16 protein-coding genes and 3 pseudogenes are annotated in these 19,333 nt (G+C 71.4%); 13 read left to right on the plus strand and 6 right to left on the minus strand.

Going from position 1 to position 19,333, the window contains the following annotated elements:
• Nucleotides 1–81, minus strand: a pseudogene (locus ABZ622_RS19205) (electron transfer flavoprotein subunit beta); the annotation flags it as partial.
• 145 nt (nt 82–226) lie between these two features.
• Here ABZ622_RS19205 and ABZ622_RS19210 point away from each other — a divergent pair.
• From ABZ622_RS19210 to ABZ622_RS19255, 10 genes and pseudogenes are all read left to right on the plus strand, one after another.
• Nucleotides 227–898 carry a TetR family transcriptional regulator gene (locus ABZ622_RS19210; RefSeq protein WP_360544880.1) on the plus strand — a complete coding sequence of 224 codons (672 nt, stop codon included), beginning with the start codon at nt 227–229 and terminating at the stop codon, nt 896–898.
• A 143-nt stretch (nt 899–1,041) separates the two neighbouring features.
• Entirely contained in the window at nt 1,042–1,401 is a 360-nt protein-coding gene (locus ABZ622_RS19215) for a zinc ribbon domain-containing protein (protein ID WP_360544599.1), read from the plus strand.
• Between the two features lie 131 nt (nt 1,402–1,532).
• Nucleotides 1,533–1,696, plus strand: a pseudogene (locus tag ABZ622_RS19220) (ATP-binding protein); the annotation flags it as partial.
• Between the two features lie 288 nt (nt 1,697–1,984).
• A complete protein-coding gene (locus ABZ622_RS19225) occupies nt 1,985–3,568 on the plus strand; it encodes an ABC transporter substrate-binding protein (RefSeq protein ID WP_360544601.1) in 1,584 nt (527 codons plus the stop codon).
• Nucleotides 3,565–4,518, plus strand: coding sequence for an ABC transporter permease (locus ABZ622_RS19230; protein ID WP_360544603.1), 954 nt, complete (start codon nt 3,565–3,567; stop codon nt 4,516–4,518). Before ABZ622_RS19225 ends, ABZ622_RS19230 begins: the two co-directional genes overlap by 4 nt.
• Nucleotides 4,519–4,586: 68 nt before the next feature.
• On the plus strand, nt 4,587–5,408 hold the full coding sequence (locus ABZ622_RS19235; RefSeq protein ID WP_360544882.1) for an ABC transporter permease: 822 nt from the start codon (nt 4,587–4,589) through the stop codon (nt 5,406–5,408).
• On the plus strand, nt 5,405–6,598 hold the full coding sequence (locus tag ABZ622_RS19240) for an ABC transporter ATP-binding protein (protein ID WP_360544605.1): 1,194 nt from the start codon (nt 5,405–5,407) through the stop codon (nt 6,596–6,598). Before ABZ622_RS19235 ends, ABZ622_RS19240 begins: the two co-directional genes overlap by 4 nt.
• Before the next feature lie 68 nt (nt 6,599–6,666).
• The gene (locus ABZ622_RS19245) at nt 6,667–7,638 is read left to right on the plus strand and encodes an oligopeptide/dipeptide ABC transporter ATP-binding protein (RefSeq protein ID WP_360544884.1); all 972 of its coding nucleotides are present in this window, start codon (nt 6,667–6,669) and stop codon (nt 7,636–7,638) included.
• A 58-nt stretch (nt 7,639–7,696) separates the two neighbouring features.
• Entirely contained in the window at nt 7,697–9,502 is a 1,806-nt protein-coding gene (locus tag ABZ622_RS19250; RefSeq protein ID WP_360544607.1) for a gamma-glutamyltransferase, read from the plus strand.
• A 63-nt stretch (nt 9,503–9,565) separates the two neighbouring features.
• Nucleotides 9,566–10,393: an inositol monophosphatase family protein gene (locus ABZ622_RS19255; RefSeq protein WP_360544609.1), complete on the plus strand. Its 828-nt coding sequence runs from the start codon at nt 9,566–9,568 to the stop codon at nt 10,391–10,393.
• 15 nt (nt 10,394–10,408) lie between these two features.
• On the opposite strand, the gene ABZ622_RS19260 is transcribed toward ABZ622_RS19255, so the two are convergent.
• Nucleotides 10,409–11,287, minus strand: coding sequence for an SDR family NAD(P)-dependent oxidoreductase (locus ABZ622_RS19260; protein WP_360544611.1), 879 nt, complete (start codon nt 11,285–11,287; stop codon nt 10,409–10,411).
• An 86-nt stretch (nt 11,288–11,373) separates the two neighbouring features.
• Between ABZ622_RS19260 and ABZ622_RS19265 the strand changes: the two genes are divergently transcribed.
• Nucleotides 11,374–11,805 carry a MarR family transcriptional regulator gene (locus ABZ622_RS19265; protein WP_360544613.1) on the plus strand — a complete coding sequence of 144 codons (432 nt, stop codon included), beginning with the start codon at nt 11,374–11,376 and terminating at the stop codon, nt 11,803–11,805.
• 41 nt (nt 11,806–11,846) lie between these two features.
• Here the strand turns inward: ABZ622_RS19265 and ABZ622_RS19270 are convergent, their stop codons facing one another.
• Nucleotides 11,847–12,638 carry a nucleotidyltransferase domain-containing protein gene (locus ABZ622_RS19270; protein ID WP_360544886.1) on the minus strand — a complete coding sequence of 264 codons (792 nt, stop codon included), beginning with the start codon at nt 12,636–12,638 and terminating at the stop codon, nt 11,847–11,849.
• A gap of 159 nt (nt 12,639–12,797) precedes the next feature.
• Between ABZ622_RS19270 and ABZ622_RS19275 the strand changes: the two genes are divergently transcribed.
• Complete coding sequence (locus tag ABZ622_RS19275) at nt 12,798–14,213, plus strand: NAD(P)/FAD-dependent oxidoreductase (protein ID WP_360544615.1); 1,416 nt, start codon at nt 12,798–12,800, stop codon at nt 14,211–14,213.
• Nucleotides 14,214–14,378: 165 nt separating this feature from the next.
• Here the strand turns inward: ABZ622_RS19275 and ABZ622_RS19280 are convergent, their stop codons facing one another.
• Both ABZ622_RS19280 and ABZ622_RS19285 read right to left on the minus strand, forming a co-directional pair.
• The gene (locus tag ABZ622_RS19280; protein WP_360544617.1) at nt 14,379–15,686 is read right to left on the minus strand and encodes an IPT/TIG domain-containing protein; all 1,308 of its coding nucleotides are present in this window, start codon (nt 15,684–15,686) and stop codon (nt 14,379–14,381) included.
• A 255-nt stretch (nt 15,687–15,941) separates the two neighbouring features.
• Nucleotides 15,942–16,688: an IPT/TIG domain-containing protein gene (locus ABZ622_RS19285; protein WP_360544619.1), complete on the minus strand. Its 747-nt coding sequence runs from the start codon at nt 16,686–16,688 to the stop codon at nt 15,942–15,944.
• 959 nt (nt 16,689–17,647) lie between these two features.
• Between ABZ622_RS19285 and ABZ622_RS19290 the strand changes: the two are divergent.
• A pseudogene (locus ABZ622_RS19290) lies at nt 17,648–17,878 on the plus strand (macro domain-containing protein); the annotation flags it as partial.
• 466 nt (nt 17,879–18,344) lie between these two features.
• Here ABZ622_RS19290 and ABZ622_RS19295 read toward each other — a convergent pair.
• Entirely contained in the window at nt 18,345–19,328 is a 984-nt protein-coding gene (locus ABZ622_RS19295) for an aldo/keto reductase (protein WP_360544621.1), read from the minus strand.
• Between the last annotated feature and the right edge of the window lie 5 nt (nt 19,329–19,333).

Below are 19,333 nucleotides of genomic sequence, written 5' to 3' on the forward strand. Positions count from 1 at the left end.
CACCGTCAGATCATCGGCGAAATGCCGGTCACCCGTGGCGTCGGGCACGTACTTCACACAGACAACGATCCTCAAGCTCACGCCGGCTCTCCTACCTGGGTGTGGTTCGTAGGGATGACAATATGGCACTCAGTACCCTCTGTAAAGGAACCCGGTGTCAGAATGGGCCTTCCGGTGCTACGTTCCCGGCATGACTGACGCGCGCAGACCGGCGAAGAAGGCACCGATGCGGGAGGTGCTCGCCCAGGCGGCCTTCCAGCTCTTCCTGGAGCGGGGCTTCGAACAGACCACGGTGGACGACATCGTGGCGCGGGCCGGGGTCGGCCGCCGGTCGTTCTTCCGCTACTTCCCGTCCAAGGAGGACGCGGTCTTCCCGGACCACGAGCGGTGCCTCGCCGACATGACGGAGTTCCTGGCCCGGGCCGGCGATGCCGACCCGCTGGACGCGGTGAGCGACGCGGCCAGGCTGGTGCTGCGCATGTACTCCGCCGATCCGGAGTTCTCCGTCCAGCGGTACCGGCTCACCCGGGAGGTCCCCGGGCTCCGCACCTACGAACTGTCCGTGGTGCGGCGGTACGAGCAGACGATGGCCGGATATCTGCGCGGCAGGTACGGGGAGTCGGGCGACGGGGCGCTGCGTGCCGAGGTGATCGCCGCGTCCGTGGTCGCCGCGCACAACAACGGGCTGCGGACCTGGCTGCGTTCGGGCGGCGAGGGGGACGCGGAGGCCGCCGTCGACCACGCCCTCGCGATGGTGCACCGGGTGTGGGGGAGCGGGGCGGACGGGGGTGCGGCCGTGCCTTCGGCGGATAGTGACGTGGTGGTGATGGTCGCCTCGAAGGGCGCTCCGATGTGGCGCGTGGTGCAGCAGATCGAGTCGGTCATCGGGCAGGACTGAGCCCCGGCCCGACCTGATCTGGCACTGAGTGTCTTTACGATTCGGCACTCAGTGCCCTATGGTGCGGACGCGCCGACGCGCAGGTGCGGCGCATCCGAGCCGAGCGCAGGGGGTCGAACGTGTCCCAGTCATCAAGTGGCACCGTGCAGACGGTGCATGAGGAATCCGGCCTGGAGTACAACCGGTGCCGCTGGTGCGGCACGGCCTCCTTCCGCAGACTGTTGTGCCCGGTGTGCGCGTCGGGCGACCTGAAGCCCGAACGCAGCGCCGGCCTGGGCGTGGTGGTCAGGTCCGGTGTCGTCCACCGCTACACGGAGGCCGCACGCAACGAGTCCCTCGTCCGGCTCCCCGAAGGCTTCGTGTTCCGCTGCCGTGTCGTGGGCGCGGCACCGCACAGGGTGTCGGTCGGCGCCCGGGTGCGACCCGTCGTTGCGGACGGGACGGACGCGGGTGAAGTGGTCTTCGAGCTCTGCGAGCCGCCCAGGGACGACGACTGGTTCTGAGGGCGCCCCCGGGGCCGAGCCGGGCATGGCATCGCGGCTCGGCCCAGCTCGGCTCGGCCTAGCTCGGCCTAGCTCGGCCCGGCCCAGCTTCGGTCCCGGATTCGCGGGTGTTCGACGCCGAGAAGGCCGGCGTGACACTCAGGGGCGTCAAGCCCGAGCCGCCCCGGACGAGCACTGCCAGGACCGGCCGCCGTGCCGGTCGCTCGTCGTCGGGACCGCCCGCCGCGTACTCGACCGCGCCGGCGGCACTCCGGTGGTGCCCATGGCCGTCCTGGTCGAGCAGTGCTGGCGCGAGTCGGCGCGGGCCTCGCCCGACCGGCCGGTGAACCGTCGGGCGAGGACGCGCGCCGACAGGTCCGCGTGCGCGGCCGGGCTCTCGACGGTCGTCGGTTCGCCGAGCCGCCGCGGCCGACGAGGTCCGCCCCACCCTGACGACCGGCCGTTATCCGATCGTCAGCAAAATTCGTCCGCTATCTGGGAACTCCTCTTGCCTTGCGGACTGTATGCGAAATACGGTCTGCGATATTCCTTGATCACCCCTGGCGGGAGGTAGGCCCTCGTGCGCCGAAAAGTGGTTGCCCTGGTGGCAGTTGCATTGGTGTCCCTCACCTCGGGCTGCGCATCGCTGCAGTCCTCGGCGACCGAGGTCGGCGGTGTGCGGAAAACCGACGAACGGTCCGTACGCGACGGCGGGACACTCACCGTCGCTCTCAACTCCGACCCGGACAAACTCGACCCCACCCTCGCTCAGACCCTCGTGGGCCGGACGGTCTTCGCGGGCATGTGCGAGAAGCTCTACGACATCGACGAGGACGGGGTCGTCGTGCCGCAGCTGGCCGCCGCCCTGCCCACCACCTCGGCCGACGGCCGCACCGTCACCCTGCGGGTGCGGCGTGACGCGAAGTTCAGCGACGGCACCCCGCTCGACGCCCGGGCCGTCGCCGCTTCGCTGCTGCGCCACCGCGACCTCCCGGGCTCCGCCCGCGCCACCGAGCTGGCCCCGGTCGACACCATCGAGGCCACCGGCCCGGACACTGTGACGATGAGGCTCAAGCAGCCCTACGTCCCGCTCACCGGCGTCCTCGCCGACCGGGCCGGGATGGTGATGTCGCCGACCGCGATCGAGAAGTACGGCAAGAACTTCACCAACCACCCCTCCTGCGTGGGGCCGTTCCGCTTCGTCGAGCGCGTCGGCGGCGACCGGATCGTGCTGAGGAAGGACCCCAACTACTACGACGCGGACCAGGTCCACCTCGACGGTGTCGTCTACAAGCCCATCCCCGACGGCAACGTCCGGCTGGCCAATCTGCGCTCGGGCGACCTCCAGGTCGGCGACCAGATGGGCCCCGTCGACGTACAGAGCGCGCTGACCGAGCCGGGGCTCCAGCTCTTCAACTCGCCCTCGCTCGGCTACCAGGGCATCGGCCTCAACGTGGGCAATGTGAACGGACTCGGCCAGAAGCCGGGGAAGCTCGACACCCCGCTCGCCCGCGACGTGCGGGTCCGCGAAGCCTTCGAGCTGGCCATCGACCGCGACACCCTCAACAAGGTCGTCTTCCAGGGCATGTACGAGCCGGCCTGCGGCCCGATCTCCCCGCAGTCCGCCATCGCCCCCGGCGTCGCACCGGAGGACTGCCCGAAGCGCGATGTGGCGAAGGCGAAGAAGCTGCTGGCGCAGGCCGGGGTGAAGACCCCGGTGAGGATCGAGCTGAAGACCTCCACCACCCCCGAACAGGGCCGCGTCGGGCAGGTCCTCCAGGCCATGGTCAAGGAGGCGGGCTTCGATCTCGCGCTGCGGCCCACCGAGTACGCCACCATGCTCTCGGAGACCGACGCGGGCCACTACGACGTCTTCACCAGCGGCTGGTCCGGCCGGCTCGACCCCGACGGCAACGTCTCCAACTTCCTGAGGACCGCGGGCGCCATGAACGCCTACGGCCTCGGCGACCCCGGGATCGACCGGCTGATCGACGAGGGCCGCACCATCGCCGACCCGGCCCGCCGCACCGGGATCTACGACGAACTCACCCGGCGCGTCCAGGACGCCCACACCATGATCTACCTCTACCGGCAGAAGAACTATGTCGTCGCCACCAAGTCCGTCGCGGGCATCCGCGTCTACGGCGACGGACTGGTCCGGGTCAAGACTGCGGGGTACACCCGATGACGAAGTACCTGCTGACGCGGCTGCGTCAGTCCCTCATCACGCTCTTCCTCGTCTCCGTCGTGGTCTTCGCCGGAATCCGGGCACTGCCCGGCGACCCGGCACTCGCCCTGGCCGGCGAGGAACGCAGCCCCGAGGCGCTCGCCGCGATCCGTGAGGCGTACGGTCTGAACGACAACATCGTCGTGCAGTACGGACGGTTCATCGGCCACGCCCTCACCGGCGACCTCGGCACCTCCTCCCGCACCGGACTCCCGGTCGCGGACGCCATCGGCCAGGCCCTGCCCGTCACTCTGGAACTGGCCGCGCTCTCCCTGCTGCTCGCCGTCGTCCTCGGCATCGGCGCCGGAGTCGTCGCCGCCGTGCGGCGCGGCAGGCCCGAGGAGTGGCTCGCCAACGTCATCGCGCTGATCGGGCTGTCCATCCCGACCTTCTGGCTCGGTATCGTCCTGGTTCTCGGATTCGCCATCGCCATACCGGTGTTCGCCGCCTCCGGCTACGTACCCTTCGGCACCGACCCGGTCGACAACCTGCGCCGCATGGTGCTGCCCGCGATCGTCCTCGGCTCCGGACTCGCCGCCGTGGTGATGCGCCAGACCCGGGCCGCGATGCTCGACTCGCTCTCCGCCGACTACGTGCGCACCGCCCGCGCCAAGGGACTGTCCAAGCGGTCCGTCGTCGGCGGGCACGCACTGCGCAACTCGCTCGTCACCGTGGTGACCGTGCTCGGTCTCCAGCTCGGTCATCTGATCTCCGGTGCCGTCGTCACCGAGCAGATCTTCGTCCTGCCCGGCTTCGGCAAGCTCACCATCGACGCCGTCTTCACCCGCGACTACGCGACACTCCAGGCCGTGGTGCTCTGCACCTCCGCCGCGTACATCCTCATCAACCTGCTGGTCGACGTGGTCTATTCGGTCATCGACCCGCGCATCAGGCTCGGAGGTGCCCGGTGACCACAGCGACCCAGACGCTCCCCACCGCACCGGGGACCGCCGCGAAGAAGCCGGCCGGCGGCGGCAGGCTGCGGGCCCTGCGCAGGAACCGGCTCGCCCTCACCGGCGGCATCATCGCCGCGGTCTTCGTCCTCGCCGCACTGCTCGCCCCGCTGCTCGCCCCGTACGACCCGGCGCAGCCCGACTTCGGCAACGTACTGGCCGAACCGAGCCGGGCACACTGGCTCGGCACCGACGACCTCGGCCGGGACCAGCTCTCCCGCATCGTGTACGGGGCACGGGCCTCCATGCAGGTCGGCCTCGTCGCCGTCGTGCTGGCCTTCGTCATCGGCGTACCGCTCGGGCTGCTCGCCGGCTACTACGGCAGGCTCACCGACAGCGCCGTCTCCCGGCTCACCGACACCATGCTGGCCTTCCCCTTCCTGGTGCTGGCCGTCGGCCTGGCCGCGATCCTCGGCCCCTCGCTCACCAACGCCACCATCGCCATCGGCATTTCGCAGATCCCCGCCGTCATCCGGATCACCCGGGCCGAGACGCTGCGGCTCAAGCACGTCGACTACGTAGGGGCGGCCGTCGTCAACGGCGGCGGCGACGGCACCGTGCTCTTCCGGCACATCCTGCCCAACGCCACCTCCGCACTGATCGTCCAGGCGACCGTCGGCATCCCCGCCGCGATCATCGGCGAGGCACTGCTCAGCTTCCTCGGCCTCGGCGTGCAGCCGCCCGCCCCGTCCCTCGGCGTGATGCTCTCCGGCGCCCAGTCCTTCCTGGCGCCCGCGCCCTGGCTCGCCGTCTTCCCCGGCCTGGCGATCGTCGCGGCGACGCTGGCCTTCAACCTGCTCGGCGACGGACTGCGTGACGTCCTCGACCCCCGCGGAGGCACCCGATGACCCCAGCCGTACACGAAACGGCGCCCGGCGCCGTGCGCGAACCCGTGCTCAGTGTCCGTGATCTGTCGGTCTCCTTCCGCTCCGACACCCGGACCGTGCACGCCGTCGACGGGGTCTCCTACGACCTGTTCCCCGGCGAAGTCCTCGCCGTGGTGGGGGAGTCGGGGTGCGGCAAGTCCGTCACCTCGATGGCCGTCATGGGTCTGCTGCCGCCCACCGCGCGGATCGGCGGCTCCATCCGGCTCGGCGGCCGGGAACTGGCCGGCGCGTCCGAGAAGGAGCTCCAGAAGGTCCGCGGCAAGGACATCGCGATGATCTTCCAGGAGCCGATGACCTCGCTCAACCCGGTCCTCACCATCGGCCGGCAGATCGGCGAAGTGCTCCGCAGACACCAGGGGCTGAGCCGGAAGGAGGCCCGGGCGCGTGCCGTGGAACTCCTCGACCTGGTCGGCATCCCCGCCCCGCAGCGGCGCGTCGAGGAGTACCCGCACCAGCTCTCCGGCGGCATGCGGCAGCGCGTGATGATCGCCATCGCGGTCGCCTGCGACCCCCGCGTACTCATCGCGGACGAACCGACCACCGCACTCGATGTCACCGTTCAGGCGGGCATCCTGGAGGTCCTCCAGTCGCTGCGCGAACGGCTCGGCACCGCGATCGTCCTGGTCACCCACGACCTCGGTGTGGTGGCCGAAGCGGCGGACCGGGTGCTGGTGATGTACGCGGGCCGGACCGTCGAACAGGCCCCGGTCCACGACCTGTTCGGCTCCGCCCGCCACCCGTACACCCGCGGGCTGCTCGGCGCCGTGCTCCGGCCGGGCGGCGAGGGCAAGCGGCGGCTGCCGGAGATCCCCGGACTGGTGCCGAGCCTCGACAGCCAGCCGGACGCCTGCACCTTCGCACCCCGGTGCGGCCGCGCCGACGACACCTGCACCGGCGGCCGCCCCGGCTTCAGGTCCATCGACCCGGTGGCGGGCGCGGACGCCCGCCACCGGGCGGCGTGCTGGCACCCGTACGGCACCGACGAGCGGTCCGGCACCCCCGGACCGGCCGCCCCCGAAGCAGCCGGCGAAGCCGCTCCCGAAACGGCCCCTGAAACGGCCCCTGAAACGGCCCCCGACCCCGAAGCCGCTCCCGAAGCGGCCGGCGCAGCGTCCGCCGCCGCGCGACCCGACCAGGAGGCTGGAGAGTGACCACCCCGCAGACCGTCCCCGCACCGCGCGACAGCGACGAGGACTCCTCGCCCCGGCAGCCCCCCGTACTGCGGATCGACTCCCTGGAGCGGCACTTCGCCGCCTCCGGCGGCGGCACCGTCCGCGCCGTCGACGGAGTCTCCCTCACCATCGGACGCGGAGAGGTCGTCGGCCTCGTCGGCGAGTCCGGCAGCGGCAAATCGACCGTCGGCCGCTGCGTCGTACGCCTCGACGAGCCCACCGGTGGCACCGTCCACATCAACGGCACCGACGTCACCCACCTCTCCCGCCGCGCCCTGCGCCCGCTGCGCAAGGACTTCCACCTGGTCTTCCAGGACCCGTCCTCCTCGCTGGACCCGCGCATGACGATCGGCCAGATCATCGCCGAGCCGATCAAACTGCACCGGCGGGCCCGCGGCGCGGACGTACGGGCCCGGGTAGAGCAACTCCTCGGCCAGGTCGGGCTGCGCCCCGAGCACGCCGACCGCCACCCGCACGAACTCTCCGGCGGGCAGCGCCAGCGCATCTCCATCGCCCGCGCCCTCTCCTGCGACCCCGACCTCGTCGTCGCCGACGAACCGACCTCCGCGCTCGACGTCTCGGTGCAGGCGTCCGTGCTCAACCTGCTCGCCGACCTCCAGCGCGACCGAGGCTTCGGCTGCCTGTTCATCACCCACGACCTGGCCGCCGTCGAATACCTCGCCGACCGGATCGCCGTGATGTACCTCGGGCAGATCGTCGAACAGGCCCCGACCGCCGAGCTGTTCGCCGCCCCGAAGCACCCCTACACCCAGGCACTCCTGTCCGCCGCACCGGTCCCCGACCCGGTCGAGCAGCGCTCCCGCGAACGCATCGTGCTGCACGGCGAACTCCCCAGCCCGCTGGACCCCCCGCCGGGCTGCCACTTCCACACCCGCTGCCCGCTCGCCACCGAGCGGTGCCGCACCGAGGTCCCCGAGCTGCGCGAACTCCCCGGCGCCCGGCAGGTCTCCTGCCACCTCGTCGGCGACGACGGCACCGCCCCGGACGCCGCCGCCTGACCCCCGTACATACGATCCGTTCCACCCCTTCCGCACATCGCAGCAAGGAGCCGCATCCGTGTTCACCACCCGGCCCACCCTCCAGGGCACCTTCGGAATGGTGTCCTCCACCCACTGGCTCGCCTCGCAGTCCGCGATGGCGGTCCTGGAAGACGGCGGCAACGCCTACGACGCGGCCGTCGCCGCCGGATTCGTCCTGCACGTCGTCGAGCCGCACCTCAACGGCCCGGCCGGCGAGGTGCCGATGATCCTGGCGCCGAAGGACGGCGAGGTGCGGGTGCTGTGCGGCCAGGGCCCGGCCCCCGCGGGCGCGACCGTCGCCCACTACCGCTCCCTCGGCCTCGACCTGGTCCCCGGCACCGGCCCGCTCGCCGCCGCCGTGCCCGGCGCCTTCGACGCCTGGATGCTGCTGCTGCGCGACCACGGCACGAAGACCGTCGCCGAGGTCCTGCGGTACGCCATCGGCTACGCCGAGGACGGCCACGCCCCCGTCGAACGGGTCGGCCAGACCGTGGAGACCGTCCGCGAACTCTTCGAGACCGAGTGGCAGTCCTCCGCCGAGGTGTACCTGCCCGGCGGCAGGGCACCCAGGCCGGGCGAGCTGTTCCGCAACCCCGCACTCGCCGCCACCTGGCGCCGGCTGATCACCGAGGCGGAGGAGACCGGCGGCACGGACCGGACCGCCCAGATCGAGGCCGCCCGCAAGATCTGGAGCGAGGGCTTCATCGCCGAGGCACTGGTCCGCCAGGCCGCCCGCCCCACCATGGACACCAGCGGCACCCGCCACACCGGCACCCTCACCGCCGCCGACCTGGCCGGCTGGTCCGCGTCCTACGAGGCGCCCGCCACGTACGACTGGAACGGCTGGACACTCGCCAAGGCGGCGGGCTGGAGCCAGGGCCCCGCCTTCCTCCAGCAGCTCGCCCTGCTCCCCGCCGAACTGCCCCGGTACGGCAGCGCCGACTACGTCCACCTGCTCATCGAGGGCTGCAAGCTGGCCATGGCCGACCGCGAGGCCTGGTACGGCGACGCCACCGACGTACCCCTGGACACCCTGCTCTCGGAGCCGTACAACGCCGAGCGCCGCACCCTCATCACCGCCGAGGCCTCGCACGAGCTGCGCCCCGGCAGCCCGGACGGCCGCACCCCCGTGCTCAGCGGCCACGCCCACGCGGTCGCCGCCGGCGAGGACGGCTTCGACGCCATGGGCATCCCGACGGCGGGCGTCGGCGAGCCGACCGTCGCCAAGGACGGCACGACCCGGGGCGACACCTGCCACGTCGATGTGGTCGACCGCTGGGGCAACATGGTCTCCGCCACGCCCAGCGGCGGCTGGCTCCAGTCCAACCCGGTCGTGCCGGAGCTCGGCTTCCCGCTCGGCACCCGGCTCCAGATGGCCTGGCTGGACGAGGGCCTGCCCAACTCCCTCACCCCCGGCCGCCGCCCCCGCACCACCCTCACCCCGTCCCTCGCGCTGCGCGACGGCGTCCCCGTCATGGCCTTCGGGACGCCCGGCGGCGACCAGCAGGACCAGTGGCAGGTGCACTTCTTCCTGGCGGTGGCACTGCGCGCCGAGGTCCGCGGCGGACTCGACCTCCAAGGCGCCATCGACGCCCCGAACTGGCACAACGACAGCTTCCCGGGTTCCTTCTTCCCGCGCGGGATGCGCCCCGGCAGCGTCACCGTCGAGGAGGGCATGGACCCGGAGGTCGTCGCGGAACTGCGCCGCCGCGGCCATGACGTCACCGTCGGCGACCCCTGGTCCGAGGGCCGGATGTGCGCCGTGGCCCGCGACCCGGAGACCGGGGTGCTGTCCGCGGCCGCCAACCCGCGCGGCATGCAGGGGTACGCCGTAGGACGCTGAGCGGCCACTTCCCCGACATGACCAGGTCGTCGGGGTTCCGGCGGGACATGATTGGCTGGGGGCATGATCGATGAATTCCTGGCCGGAGACCTGACCGAGGTCGAGGCGGCGGTACGCGCAGCGGCCGCCGCCGAGATCATGCCCCGCTTCCGGCAGCTCGCCGCGCACGAGATAGTCGAGAAGAACGGCCCGCACGACCTCGTCACCGTCGCCGACCGCCTCGCCGAGGAACACCTCACCGCCGCGCTGACCAAGCTGCTGCCCGGCTCGGTCGTCGTCGGCGAGGAAGCGGTCCACGCCGACCCGGCGGTGTACGACGCGCTGGGCGGCGACGCCCCCGTGTGGATCGTCGACCCGGTCGACGGAACCCGCCAGTTCGTCCGCGGCGAACCGGGCTTCTGCACCCTGGTCGCCCTGGCCCACCGCGGCGAACTCCTGGCCTCGTGGACGTACGCCGCGGCCCTGGACGAGATGGCGATCGCGGTCCGCGGCCGCGGCGCCACCCTCGACGGCGAGCCGATTCGCGCCGGCTCGCCCGTCCCCGGCGCCGTGCTGCACGTGGCGATGTCGCACCCCGACTACACGACCGACGCCCAGAAGCGCGCCCTGCTCGGCCTGCGCACCGAGGGGTTCGAGGCCCGGCCCTGCGGTTCGGCGGGGCTCGAATACCTCTACGTGGCCCTCGGCGAGCAGGACGCGGTGGCCTTCAACTGGGAGTACGCCTGGGACCACGCGGCGGGCCTGCTGCTGGTCGCCGAGGCGGGCGGCGCCCAGGCGACCCTCTCCGGGGCGCCGTTCCGCATCACCGGCGGCAACACCCTGCCGTTCACGGCGGCCCGCGACGAGGCGACCGTCGAACGCGTCCTGAGGGCGCTCCGCGGCGGAGCCTGACCGGCGCGCCCCGGGTCAGGCGAGGAGTTCGCGGGTCAGCGCCGCGAGCCGGGCGCGGGCCCGCGGGTCGTACGCCTGCTCATGGGCGGGCGTGTCCGTGAACCGGTCGAAGTATCTGCCGGTGACTTCGGCGAGGGCCGGATCGGTGATCAGCCGGACGGTGGGGCGCACGCCCTCCTCGACGGGTACGGCCGGCGTGAGCCCGTACTCCCGCACGCCCCGGGTGTCCATCAGGTGCGCCGGGTGCAGGGCGTTGACCGTGACCCCGCTGTCCGCGATCCGGTCCGCCAGATCGAAGGCCGACATGATCAGCGCGAGCTTGCTGCGGCAGTACGCCTCCAGTCCCTCGTAGCCGCGCTCCATCATGACGTCGTCGAAATCGATGGGCGCCTGGCCGACCGAGGCCACATCGACCACCCGGGCGGGCGCCGACGCGGTGAGCAGCGGCAACAGCTCACGGGTCAGCAGGAAAGGCGCCAAGTAATTGACCGCGAACCGGAGTTCATGGCCCTGGCGGCTCACCTCGCGCCGGAGCGGAGCGGCGCCGCCACCCGCCACCGCATTGTTGACCAGGACGTCCAGCCGGGGCTCCCGCTCGCGGACCTCCGAGGCCATGGCCCGGACCTGGTCCAGGTCGGCCAGGTCCGCGAGGTAGGTGCGCACAGCGGCCCCGGACCCGGCCGTACGCACCTCGGCGGCGGCTTCGTCCAGCCGTGCCCGGTCCCGGCCGTGCAGCAGCAGCGTCGCGCCCCGGCGGGCCAGGTCGAGTGCGAGGTGGCGGCCTATTCCCTGGGTGGCACCGGTGATCAGCACGGTCCTGTCGAAGGCGGAATCCGGCCGGGCCTGCGCCGCAGCGGGCTCTGTGGTGCGGTTCTCCGTCGGGTGAGTGTCCATGGGATGAGTTATATCAAGACCTTGCTATAAAGGTCTTGATGAAACATCCGGGGTTGACCGATGAGCGTGCCTGTACGCTCGCCGTCATGGGAATGACCGCCGACGAACGCCTGGGCGCGGACATCAAGCGCGCGGAACAGGCACTCATGGCGGCCAAGAGCGCCGCTCTCAAGGCCGCGGGGCTCACCGTCGCCCAGTACGCGGCACTGTTCGCCCTCGCCGACAACCCCGGGATCTCGGGGGCCGCGCTGGCACGGACATGCCTGGTCACACCGCAGGCGATGGCGGCGGTGCTGAAACACCTCGAAGAGCGCGGACTGGTCGTCCGCTCGGCGCACCAGTGGCATCAGAAGATGCTGGAGACCCGGCTTACCGACACGGGCCGCGAAACACTCCGGGCCGCCGACGAGCAGGCGGTAAGGATCGAGCGCCGGCTCGCCGACGAGTTCACCCCGGAGGAGCGGGACACCCTGCGGGCCCTGCTCGCGCGCTGCGGCACGGCCATCCGGCGGGACTGAGCGGCCGGGGCGCGGGCTTTCCGCCCGGCGGCGGCCCCGCCTCAGTCCTCCCCGCCGCCCGGCCCGAGGGCCGACCGGACATCCCGTACCAGCTCCGCGGCCCGCTCCACCGCCGCCGGATCCAGGCCCCGCAGCGCCTCACCGATCCGTTCGGTGTACCGCGCCGGGGTGTCCGGCAGTGCGGCAGCCGCCGCGGACGCGCCCTTCTCGTTCAGGCACCAGGTGCGGTGGTGGGCGTGGAGGGACTGGGCGAGGATGCCGAACGCCCGGGACAGGCACAGCGCGACATGGAGCGTGTCCCCGCCGGGGGCCGACTTGCGGGCGGCCTCCACCGAGAACTCCGCCTCCCAGGCGGCATCGACGAGCGCGGTGCGCAGCGCCTCCGGATAGTCCCGAACCTGCTCCTGAAGCGCCGTCAATTCCCTGTGCGGGTCCACGATCACGCGCCCCAGCGCGACTTCGCCGGGGTATGCGGGCGACCAGAACCCGAGCGGGTGCCCGGGCTGCACACCCACCTCGAAGCGCCCCTCGCGGCAGCCCGCCCAGACCGCCTCCACCCGGTCCAGATCGCGCAGGATCCAGTCCACCGGCACGCCGCCCACCCGCAGCCAGGCCCCGCCATCGACCCACGGCCCCCACCCGCCGGGACCGGCCACCTCGACGGGCGAACCCTGCACCTCACGGGCCAGCGCGGCCAGCGCTGCCACGTCGGGGCTGCCCCGGTAGTACAGGCCCAGATCCCAGTCGGAGTCCGGACGGTGGGCGCCGCGGGCCCGGCTGCCGCCCAGCGCGACGGCCCGGATGCCGGGCACCGCGGTGAGCCGGGCGGCCATGTCGGCGATACGGGCGGGCACGGCTGCTTCGTCGGCCGTCGCAGGCGCGGCCTGGGAGTTCGGTGTGTTCATCGCGCGGCGACGATACCCGTGCCCGCGCTGTCGGTGCATCGGAATATCCTGGGTGCCCTGGCCGTCGGCTGACGAAGGAGTCCGAAGGTGCCGTCGATGCTCGATGCAGTCGTCGTTGGGGCGGGCCCCAACGGACTGACCGCCGCGGCCGAACTGGCCCGCCGCGGCTTCGCCGTGGAAGTCTTCGAAACGCAGGACACCGTCGGAGGCGGTGCCCGTACCGAGGAGCTCACCCTCCCCGGATTCCGCCACGACCCCTGTTCCGCCGTCCACCCGCTGGGCATCGGCTCACCCGCGTTCGACGCGATGCCGCTCGCCCGGCACGGCCTGGAGTGGCTCCAGCCCGAGCTGGCGCTCGCCCACCCGTTCCCGGACGGCACGGCCGCCGTGCTCACCGGTTCGGTGGGGGAGAGCGCCATGTCGCTGGGGCCCCGGGACGCGGGGGCGTACCGCAGGCTGGTCGCGCCCTACCTAGGCCACTGGGACACCCTCGCCCAGGACTTCCTGCGCACACCGTGGGACGGGCTGCCCCGTGACCCCTACCGCTGGGTGCGATTCGGTCTCGACGCGCTCCAGCCCGCGTCGCTGCTCTCCCGCCGCTTCGGCGGTGCCAAGGCGCGCGGCCTGTTCGCCGGGCTCGCCGCCCATGCCATAGCGCCCACCAGCGGCCTGGCGACCGGCGGGATCGCCCTGCTCTTCGCGCTCGCGGCCCACGAGAAGGGCTGGCCCGTGCCGCGCGGCGGATCGCAGGCCATCTCCGACGCCCTCGCCTCGTTCATACGCGAACAGGGCGGCACGATCCGCACCGGCACGGAGGTCAAGCGCCTGGACGAGCTGCCGCCCGCCCGCGCCTACATCTTCGACACCTCGCCGACCGCCCTCGCCCGGATCGCCGGCCTGGGCCACGCGTACCGCGGCTACCGGTACGGCGCGTCCTGCTTCAAGATCGATTACGCCCTCTCGGGCCCCGTCCCCTGGACCGCCGAGGAGGCCCGCCGGGCCGGCACCGTCCACGTCGGCCCCACGGCCGGTGAGATCGACGCCGCGCTGACGGCCGCCGTGACCGGCCGTGACCCCAGCGTGCCGTTCCTGATCACCGCACAGCCCAGCCTGGTCGACCCGTCCCGCGCGCCCGAGGGCCGGCACGTCTTCTGGGTGTACGGACACGTCCCGTCGGGCTGGGAGGGCGATGCCACCGACGTCATCGAACGGCAACTGGAGCGCTTCGCCCCCGGCTTCCGCGACCTGGTGCTCGCCCGTGCGGTGGCGGGACCGCCCGAGCTCGCGAAGCGCAATGCCAACTACGTGGGCGGTGACATCGCCTGCGGCGCGTTCGCGGGCCTCCAGACGGTGCTGCGCCCCAAGCTCGCCCGCGTCCCGTACGCGACGGCGCACCCCGCGGTGTTCCTCTGCTCCTCCGCCACCCCGCCCGGCCCCGGGGTGCACGGAATGTCGGGCCACCACGCCGCGAAGGCGGTCTGGCGGCGCCTGCGGGCGGTCTGAACAGCAGGTCCCGCCCGGACCGCATGGGTTCGGACAGACCTCCAGATCTCGGCCACCGCAGCCGCCCGATCCGCGTAACACCGATCGGCCGGCCACATCTCACCTCGATCGCGGAAGTGCGGTCGCGCAACGACGTGCGTCTGAGCATCTCGCGTGCCCGGCTGCTCAGATGCCGGGCGGGTCAACCCGGGTGTACGGAACGCCGATACTGGTCCAGCCGGGAATGACGACCCTGACGGTTACCGCGCCCGCCGCGCCGGGCGGTGCCGTGACCGTCAGCTGGGTGTCCGAGACCACGGTGAAGGCGGCGGGCACGGCCCCGAACAGCACCGCGGTGGCATACGTCAGGCCGGTGCCCGTGACAGTTACCGTGATTCCGCCTGCCGAGGGCCCCTGATTGGGCGTCAGACCAGTGATGACCGGGGCACCCAGGTATACGTAGGTCGCACCGTTGCTCGTGCCGCCGGGCGTGGTGACGGTGACCGGGACGGTGCCGACGGCACCCGGCGGTACCACCGCCCGGATCTCCGTGGCCGAGGGAATGGTGAAGCTGGTCGCCGCCGTCGTGCCGAAGCGAACCGCGGTGGCCTGGAGAAGATTCGCACCGGTCAGCGTCACGCTGTTGCCACCGCCCACCTGCCCCGCCCCGGGTGTGACACCGCTGAGAACCGGTGCGCCGAGGTAGTAGTAGAAGACGGCTTGGGTACTGGTCCCACCGGGCGTGGTGACCGTGACCGGAACCGGCCCCGGTCCGCCGGTGGGGACAACCGCGGTCACCTGAGTCGACGAGACGATGGTGAACGAACTCGCTGCGTCGACCCCGAAGTGAACGGAGGTCGTCCCGGTGAGGCCGGTCCCGGACAGGGTGATGCTGTTGCCGCCCGCGAGTGGCCCCTGGGCCGGAGCCACACTGCCCAGAACCGGAACGGCGAGATACGTGTAGGGAATCCCGGCACTGGTGCCGCCCGGAGTGGTGATCGTGACATTGACGGTGCCTGCGGGCGCGGCGGGAGCGACCGCGGTGGCCTGCGTCGCGGAGACGGCGGTGAACGCGGCGGCCACGGCGCCGAAGCGGACCGAGGTGGCTCCGGTGAAGCCCGTGCCGGTCAGCGTGACCGTGGTTCCGCCGTCGACCGAACCCTGGTTAGGGGCGATGGAAATGATCGTGGGCGTCGGGATCGTGTAGGTGAAGTTGGCGCCATTGCTGGTTCCGTCGGGCGTGGTCACCGTGATCTGCACGGTGCCCGTACCGGCCGGGGCATTCGTGGTGATCTGGGTTGCGGACACCACGGTGAACGAAGCGGACGGAGTGCCGCCGAAGGTGACCGAGGTCGCACCGGTGAATCCGGTGCCGGTCAGCGTGACGACCGTTCCGGCGGCCCCCGAGGAAGGGCTGCTCGTAGTGATCACGGGGGCCGCCGCGGCCGTCGACGGCCGCATGGTGTGAGGCGTCGAGCTGTCGGAGTAGTCCACAGCCGTTCTCCTGTCTGGTGATGTGATGCACGGGTTGTGATCGGGGCGCTGTGGACAGGAAGCAGAGGCGGGAACGCGGTGATCGGGGTGCCGCCCGAACCTCCTGGCCCGGCGACGATGAGTGGGTGTTGCCGAGCGGGATGCCCGCCCGGCCGGGTACCCATCGTCCCGGGCCGGGCGAACATCAGGCATTGGATGCGGTACCGACGCCGGGCGTTGAGCCGCGTCGGCAGCCGGTGCCGCAGCCGTGGCGGATCAGATGCCGGGGCCCGCCGCATACGTGAAGGCGTTGGCATCCGTGGCTGTGCCCGCGGGGTTGGAGAGAGTGACGTCGACCGCACCGACGGTGCCGGGCGGGGTGACGGCAGACACGGTCGTCGCGTTGATGACCGAGAACGGTGCCGTCACTCCGTCGAACGTGACCTGGCTCGTCGAGGTCAGGTTGGTGCCCGTGATGGTCACCGCGGTTCCGCCGGACGTCGGTCCGGACGTCGGAGTGATCCCGGTGATGGTCGGGACGTCGATGTACGTGTACGACAGGCCGTTGTTGGTGCCTCCGGCGGTCGTCACACTGACGCTCACCGGCCCGGCTGCCGCACCCGCGGGCACGACGACGCTGACCTGGCTGTCCGACAGCACCGTCGGCGTCACGGTATTGGCGCCGAAGGACACCCCCGTAGCGGTGGACAGGCCGGTGCCGCTGATGACGGTGGTGTTGCCACCCGCGGTGGGGCCCGAACTCACGCTCAGACCGGACTTGAACGGGGCGCCGACATAGAAGAACGGAATCGGGTTGCTGGTTCCGCCGGGCGTGGTCACCGACACGCCCACCGCGCCGGAGCCGGCCGGCGAGACAGCGGTGACCTGGGTGGGCGAGACATTGGTGACGCTGGTGGCCGGCTTGGTGCCGAAGAGCACTGCGGTAGTGCCCGTGAGGTTGGTGCCCGTGATGGTGACCGCGGTACCGCCACCGGTGGAGCCCTGGTTCGGACTGATTGGCATGGTTGTCCTCCCTGTGTGAACTGCGGTGTGAAACTGGGAAGTTGGCTTTGAGCCAGATCAAGGTCGAGACCCTTTGGCCGCGACGTGGACCATCGGCCTACCGAATCGGCCGTCCTCGCTCGCCTCCTCCTCGGCCGCTCCCACGGGCATGTCGATGGGCGCACCCGGGGGAAGTGTCCGAAAGTTGCCTGCTGGGAGAAGGCGCCGGCAGCGGCCTTCGCTGCCGTGGAATCGTGATGAGCTTGTACAGCGGGCCGTCGGCCCCGATCGCCGTGGCCGGCCCTCCACGGGTTCCGCTCCTACGAGCCTGTTCTGCCCCCGCGGTGATGAGCCGACAGCCGTCGAACTTCCCTCCTCGGCACGAGGCCGAGGTGTTCATGTGACTGATGTCGATTTGCTTACGGCGGCCATGACCGCACGCGGGTCGCAGAGTTCGCGGCCACGCCCGTGACCTTGACGACGAGGTACTCGGTGTGCGCGGATGGCTCGCGCACCGCTCCCTTGCAGAGGCCGGGGGTTGCCGCATCAGCCTCTGCAATGACCTGGCAGAGGCGACTGGTCGTATCCAAGTCCTCTACGGGGGCGCCCATCGGGGCCATCCTGAGCAACCGATGCCGAGGTCCGTCATGCATGGACGGTCGGCGATCAGAACGGTTCCGCGCTCCCCCGGAGAGGGATGGGCGGCCCGCCGGTTGAGATACCCAAGTGACCCATACAGATGGGATATGACACAAGCGCCTTGACGGAAGGTCAGTCGGATGGACGAGCGCACAAGGGCGGTCGAAACAGTACGCCAGGGGGACAGGCGTCCGCCGCTGGTCCCATCGCGCGCCCCCGGGGTGTGCGGCGTGGCGGGCCACCACGTGGTGAAGGCGGTCCGGCGGAGCCTGCGGGCGGCCTGCGAACCCCGCAGGGCACGATGGTCCGCATGCGTACACCCGAGGGCGTCACCATCGACCTTGGTCCGCGGTGACATCACCCGGCAGTCCGCCGATGTCATCGTCAACGCGGCCAACTCCTCCCTGCTCGGAGGAGGCGGGGTCGACGGCGCGATCCACCGCCGGGGCGGTCCGGAGATCCTCGCCGCGTGCCGGGAGTTGCGCGCGTCGCGGTACGGGAAGGGCCTGCGCACCGGCCGGGCCGTCGCGACCACCGCGGGAGCGCTCGACGCGCAGCGGGCCGTCCACACCGCGGGTGGATGGGGTCGGTGATGGTCATGCCGACCGAGTACGACAGTCACCTGCCCGCTGGGCGAGGCAGGCGACGGGGAGGAAGGCGGGTCGTAATCGAGGGGCGGGGCAAGGGGAACGCCCCGTGAGGCAGGTGGAGGTGGCGGCCCGGGTCCCCCCGGGCCGAGACGGCCGTCGGGGACGCAGATCGCGCGCGGCCCGATCACGCGTACTCAATGGTGGCACGTATGTCCCGCGCCAGCTTCGGTACCCGACGCCGACCCATGCAGGTCGTGGCGCTCTGCACGAGGCCAGAGCCCTTCGTGCGTGTCGTGTTGCGGTGGTCCGTCGTGTCCCTTTTCCAACACGACTGTGCGACTGGAATCACGCCCGTGGGAGTGAGTGCGTCAGCTGGAACGATAGGTGAACGTACGACTTCGGGCAGATCGGTCTTGTCGGTGTCCCGCAGGTGATGACAGGGGATGTCTCAGCCGGGGTGCACAGGGCCGGTGCCCGCCCCCGTGCGTTCGATGGCGGCGGCTATGTCCGTCAGGTCCTGCGCCGTCAGTTCGAGGCGCAGGGCGGACAGCCAACCGTCCACTTGCTCGGTACGCCGCCCGCCCACGATCGCACCCGTCACACCCGGCCAGCTCAGTGTCCAGGCGATGGCCACGGACGGCACGCTGACCTCGTGCCGTCGCGCGATGGGGCGCAACGATTCAGCGAGAGCAAGATTGCGCTCCAGCTTCGCACCCTGAAAATCAGCGACGGCCGACCGCCAGTCGTCCTTGCCCAGTGCCTCGGCACGGGCGCGAGTGAACCCGTCGGACAGGAGACCCGCCTGCATGGGGCTGTAGGCGAGTACGCCCGTGCCGTGGTCCGCGCACCACGGAATCTCGGCACGCGCCACCTCGCGCCTGATCGCGGAGAAAGGTGGCTGAAGAGAGTCGACGTGCCCGATCGCCTCGGCCTCGGCGAGCTGGCCGGCACCGTGGTTCGACAGGCCAACCGCGTTGACCTTGCCCGTGCGTTTCAGTTCCAGCAGCGTCTCCCAGTAAGCGGTGAGTGGTGTCCCGTCCTCCGGAGGGCAGTGCATCTGGTAGAGATCGATTCGCTCCACGCCCAGTCGGCGGAGGGAATCATCGATCTCGCGCCGGATGTTCGACGGTGTTCCGACCTTCCGCAGCTCCGTGGACGCCCCGCTCCCGTCCCAGATATGCCCGCACTTGGTAAACACATAGGGACGATCGCTTGTCGGGAGCGCTGCCAGCGCCTTGGCTACGAGTCTCTCCGAGCGGCCCCGGCCGTATACCGCCGCCGTATCGATCCAATTGATGCCGTTGTCGACGGCGTGCCGAATGGTCTCGATGACCTGCTTGTCGTCGCAGGCGTCCCAGCCGGCACCTCCGAGCCCGACCCGGGTGATCTTCATGTCACTGATTCCCAGCGACCGCATGGGCTGACCGGACATGGTTC

It is taken from the genome of Streptomyces sp. NPDC007164, assembly GCF_040634135.1.
GTDB lineage: Bacteria > Actinomycetota > Actinomycetes > Streptomycetales > Streptomycetaceae > Streptomyces > Streptomyces sanglieri.

Coding starts and splice junctions, on each gene's coding strand:
- ABZ622_RS19210 (WP_360544880.1), top strand. CDS start 227: ATGCGGGAGGTGCTCGCCCAGGCGGCCTTCCAGCTCTTCCTGGAGCGG.
- ABZ622_RS19230 (WP_360544603.1), top strand. CDS start 3,565: ATGACGAAGTACCTGCTGACGCGGCTGCGTCAGTCCCTCATCACGCTC.
- ABZ622_RS19240 (WP_360544605.1), top strand. CDS start 5,405: ATGACCCCAGCCGTACACGAAACGGCGCCCGGCGCCGTGCGCGAACCC.
- ABZ622_RS19255 (WP_360544609.1), top strand. CDS start 9,566: ATGATCGATGAATTCCTGGCCGGAGACCTGACCGAGGTCGAGGCGGCG.
- ABZ622_RS19260 (WP_360544611.1), bottom strand. CDS start 11,287: ATGGACACTCACCCGACGGAGAACCGCACCACAGAGCCCGCTGCGGCG.
- ABZ622_RS19265 (WP_360544613.1), top strand. CDS start 11,374: ATGGGAATGACCGCCGACGAACGCCTGGGCGCGGACATCAAGCGCGCG.
- ABZ622_RS19270 (WP_360544886.1), bottom strand. CDS start 12,638: ATGGCCGCCCGGCTCACCGCGGTGCCCGGCATCCGGGCCGTCGCGCTG.
- ABZ622_RS19285 (WP_360544619.1), bottom strand. CDS start 16,688: ATGCCAATCAGTCCGAACCAGGGCTCCACCGGTGGCGGTACCGCGGTC.
- ABZ622_RS19295 (WP_360544621.1), bottom strand. CDS start 19,328: ATGTCCGGTCAGCCCATGCGGTCGCTGGGAATCAGTGACATGAAGATC.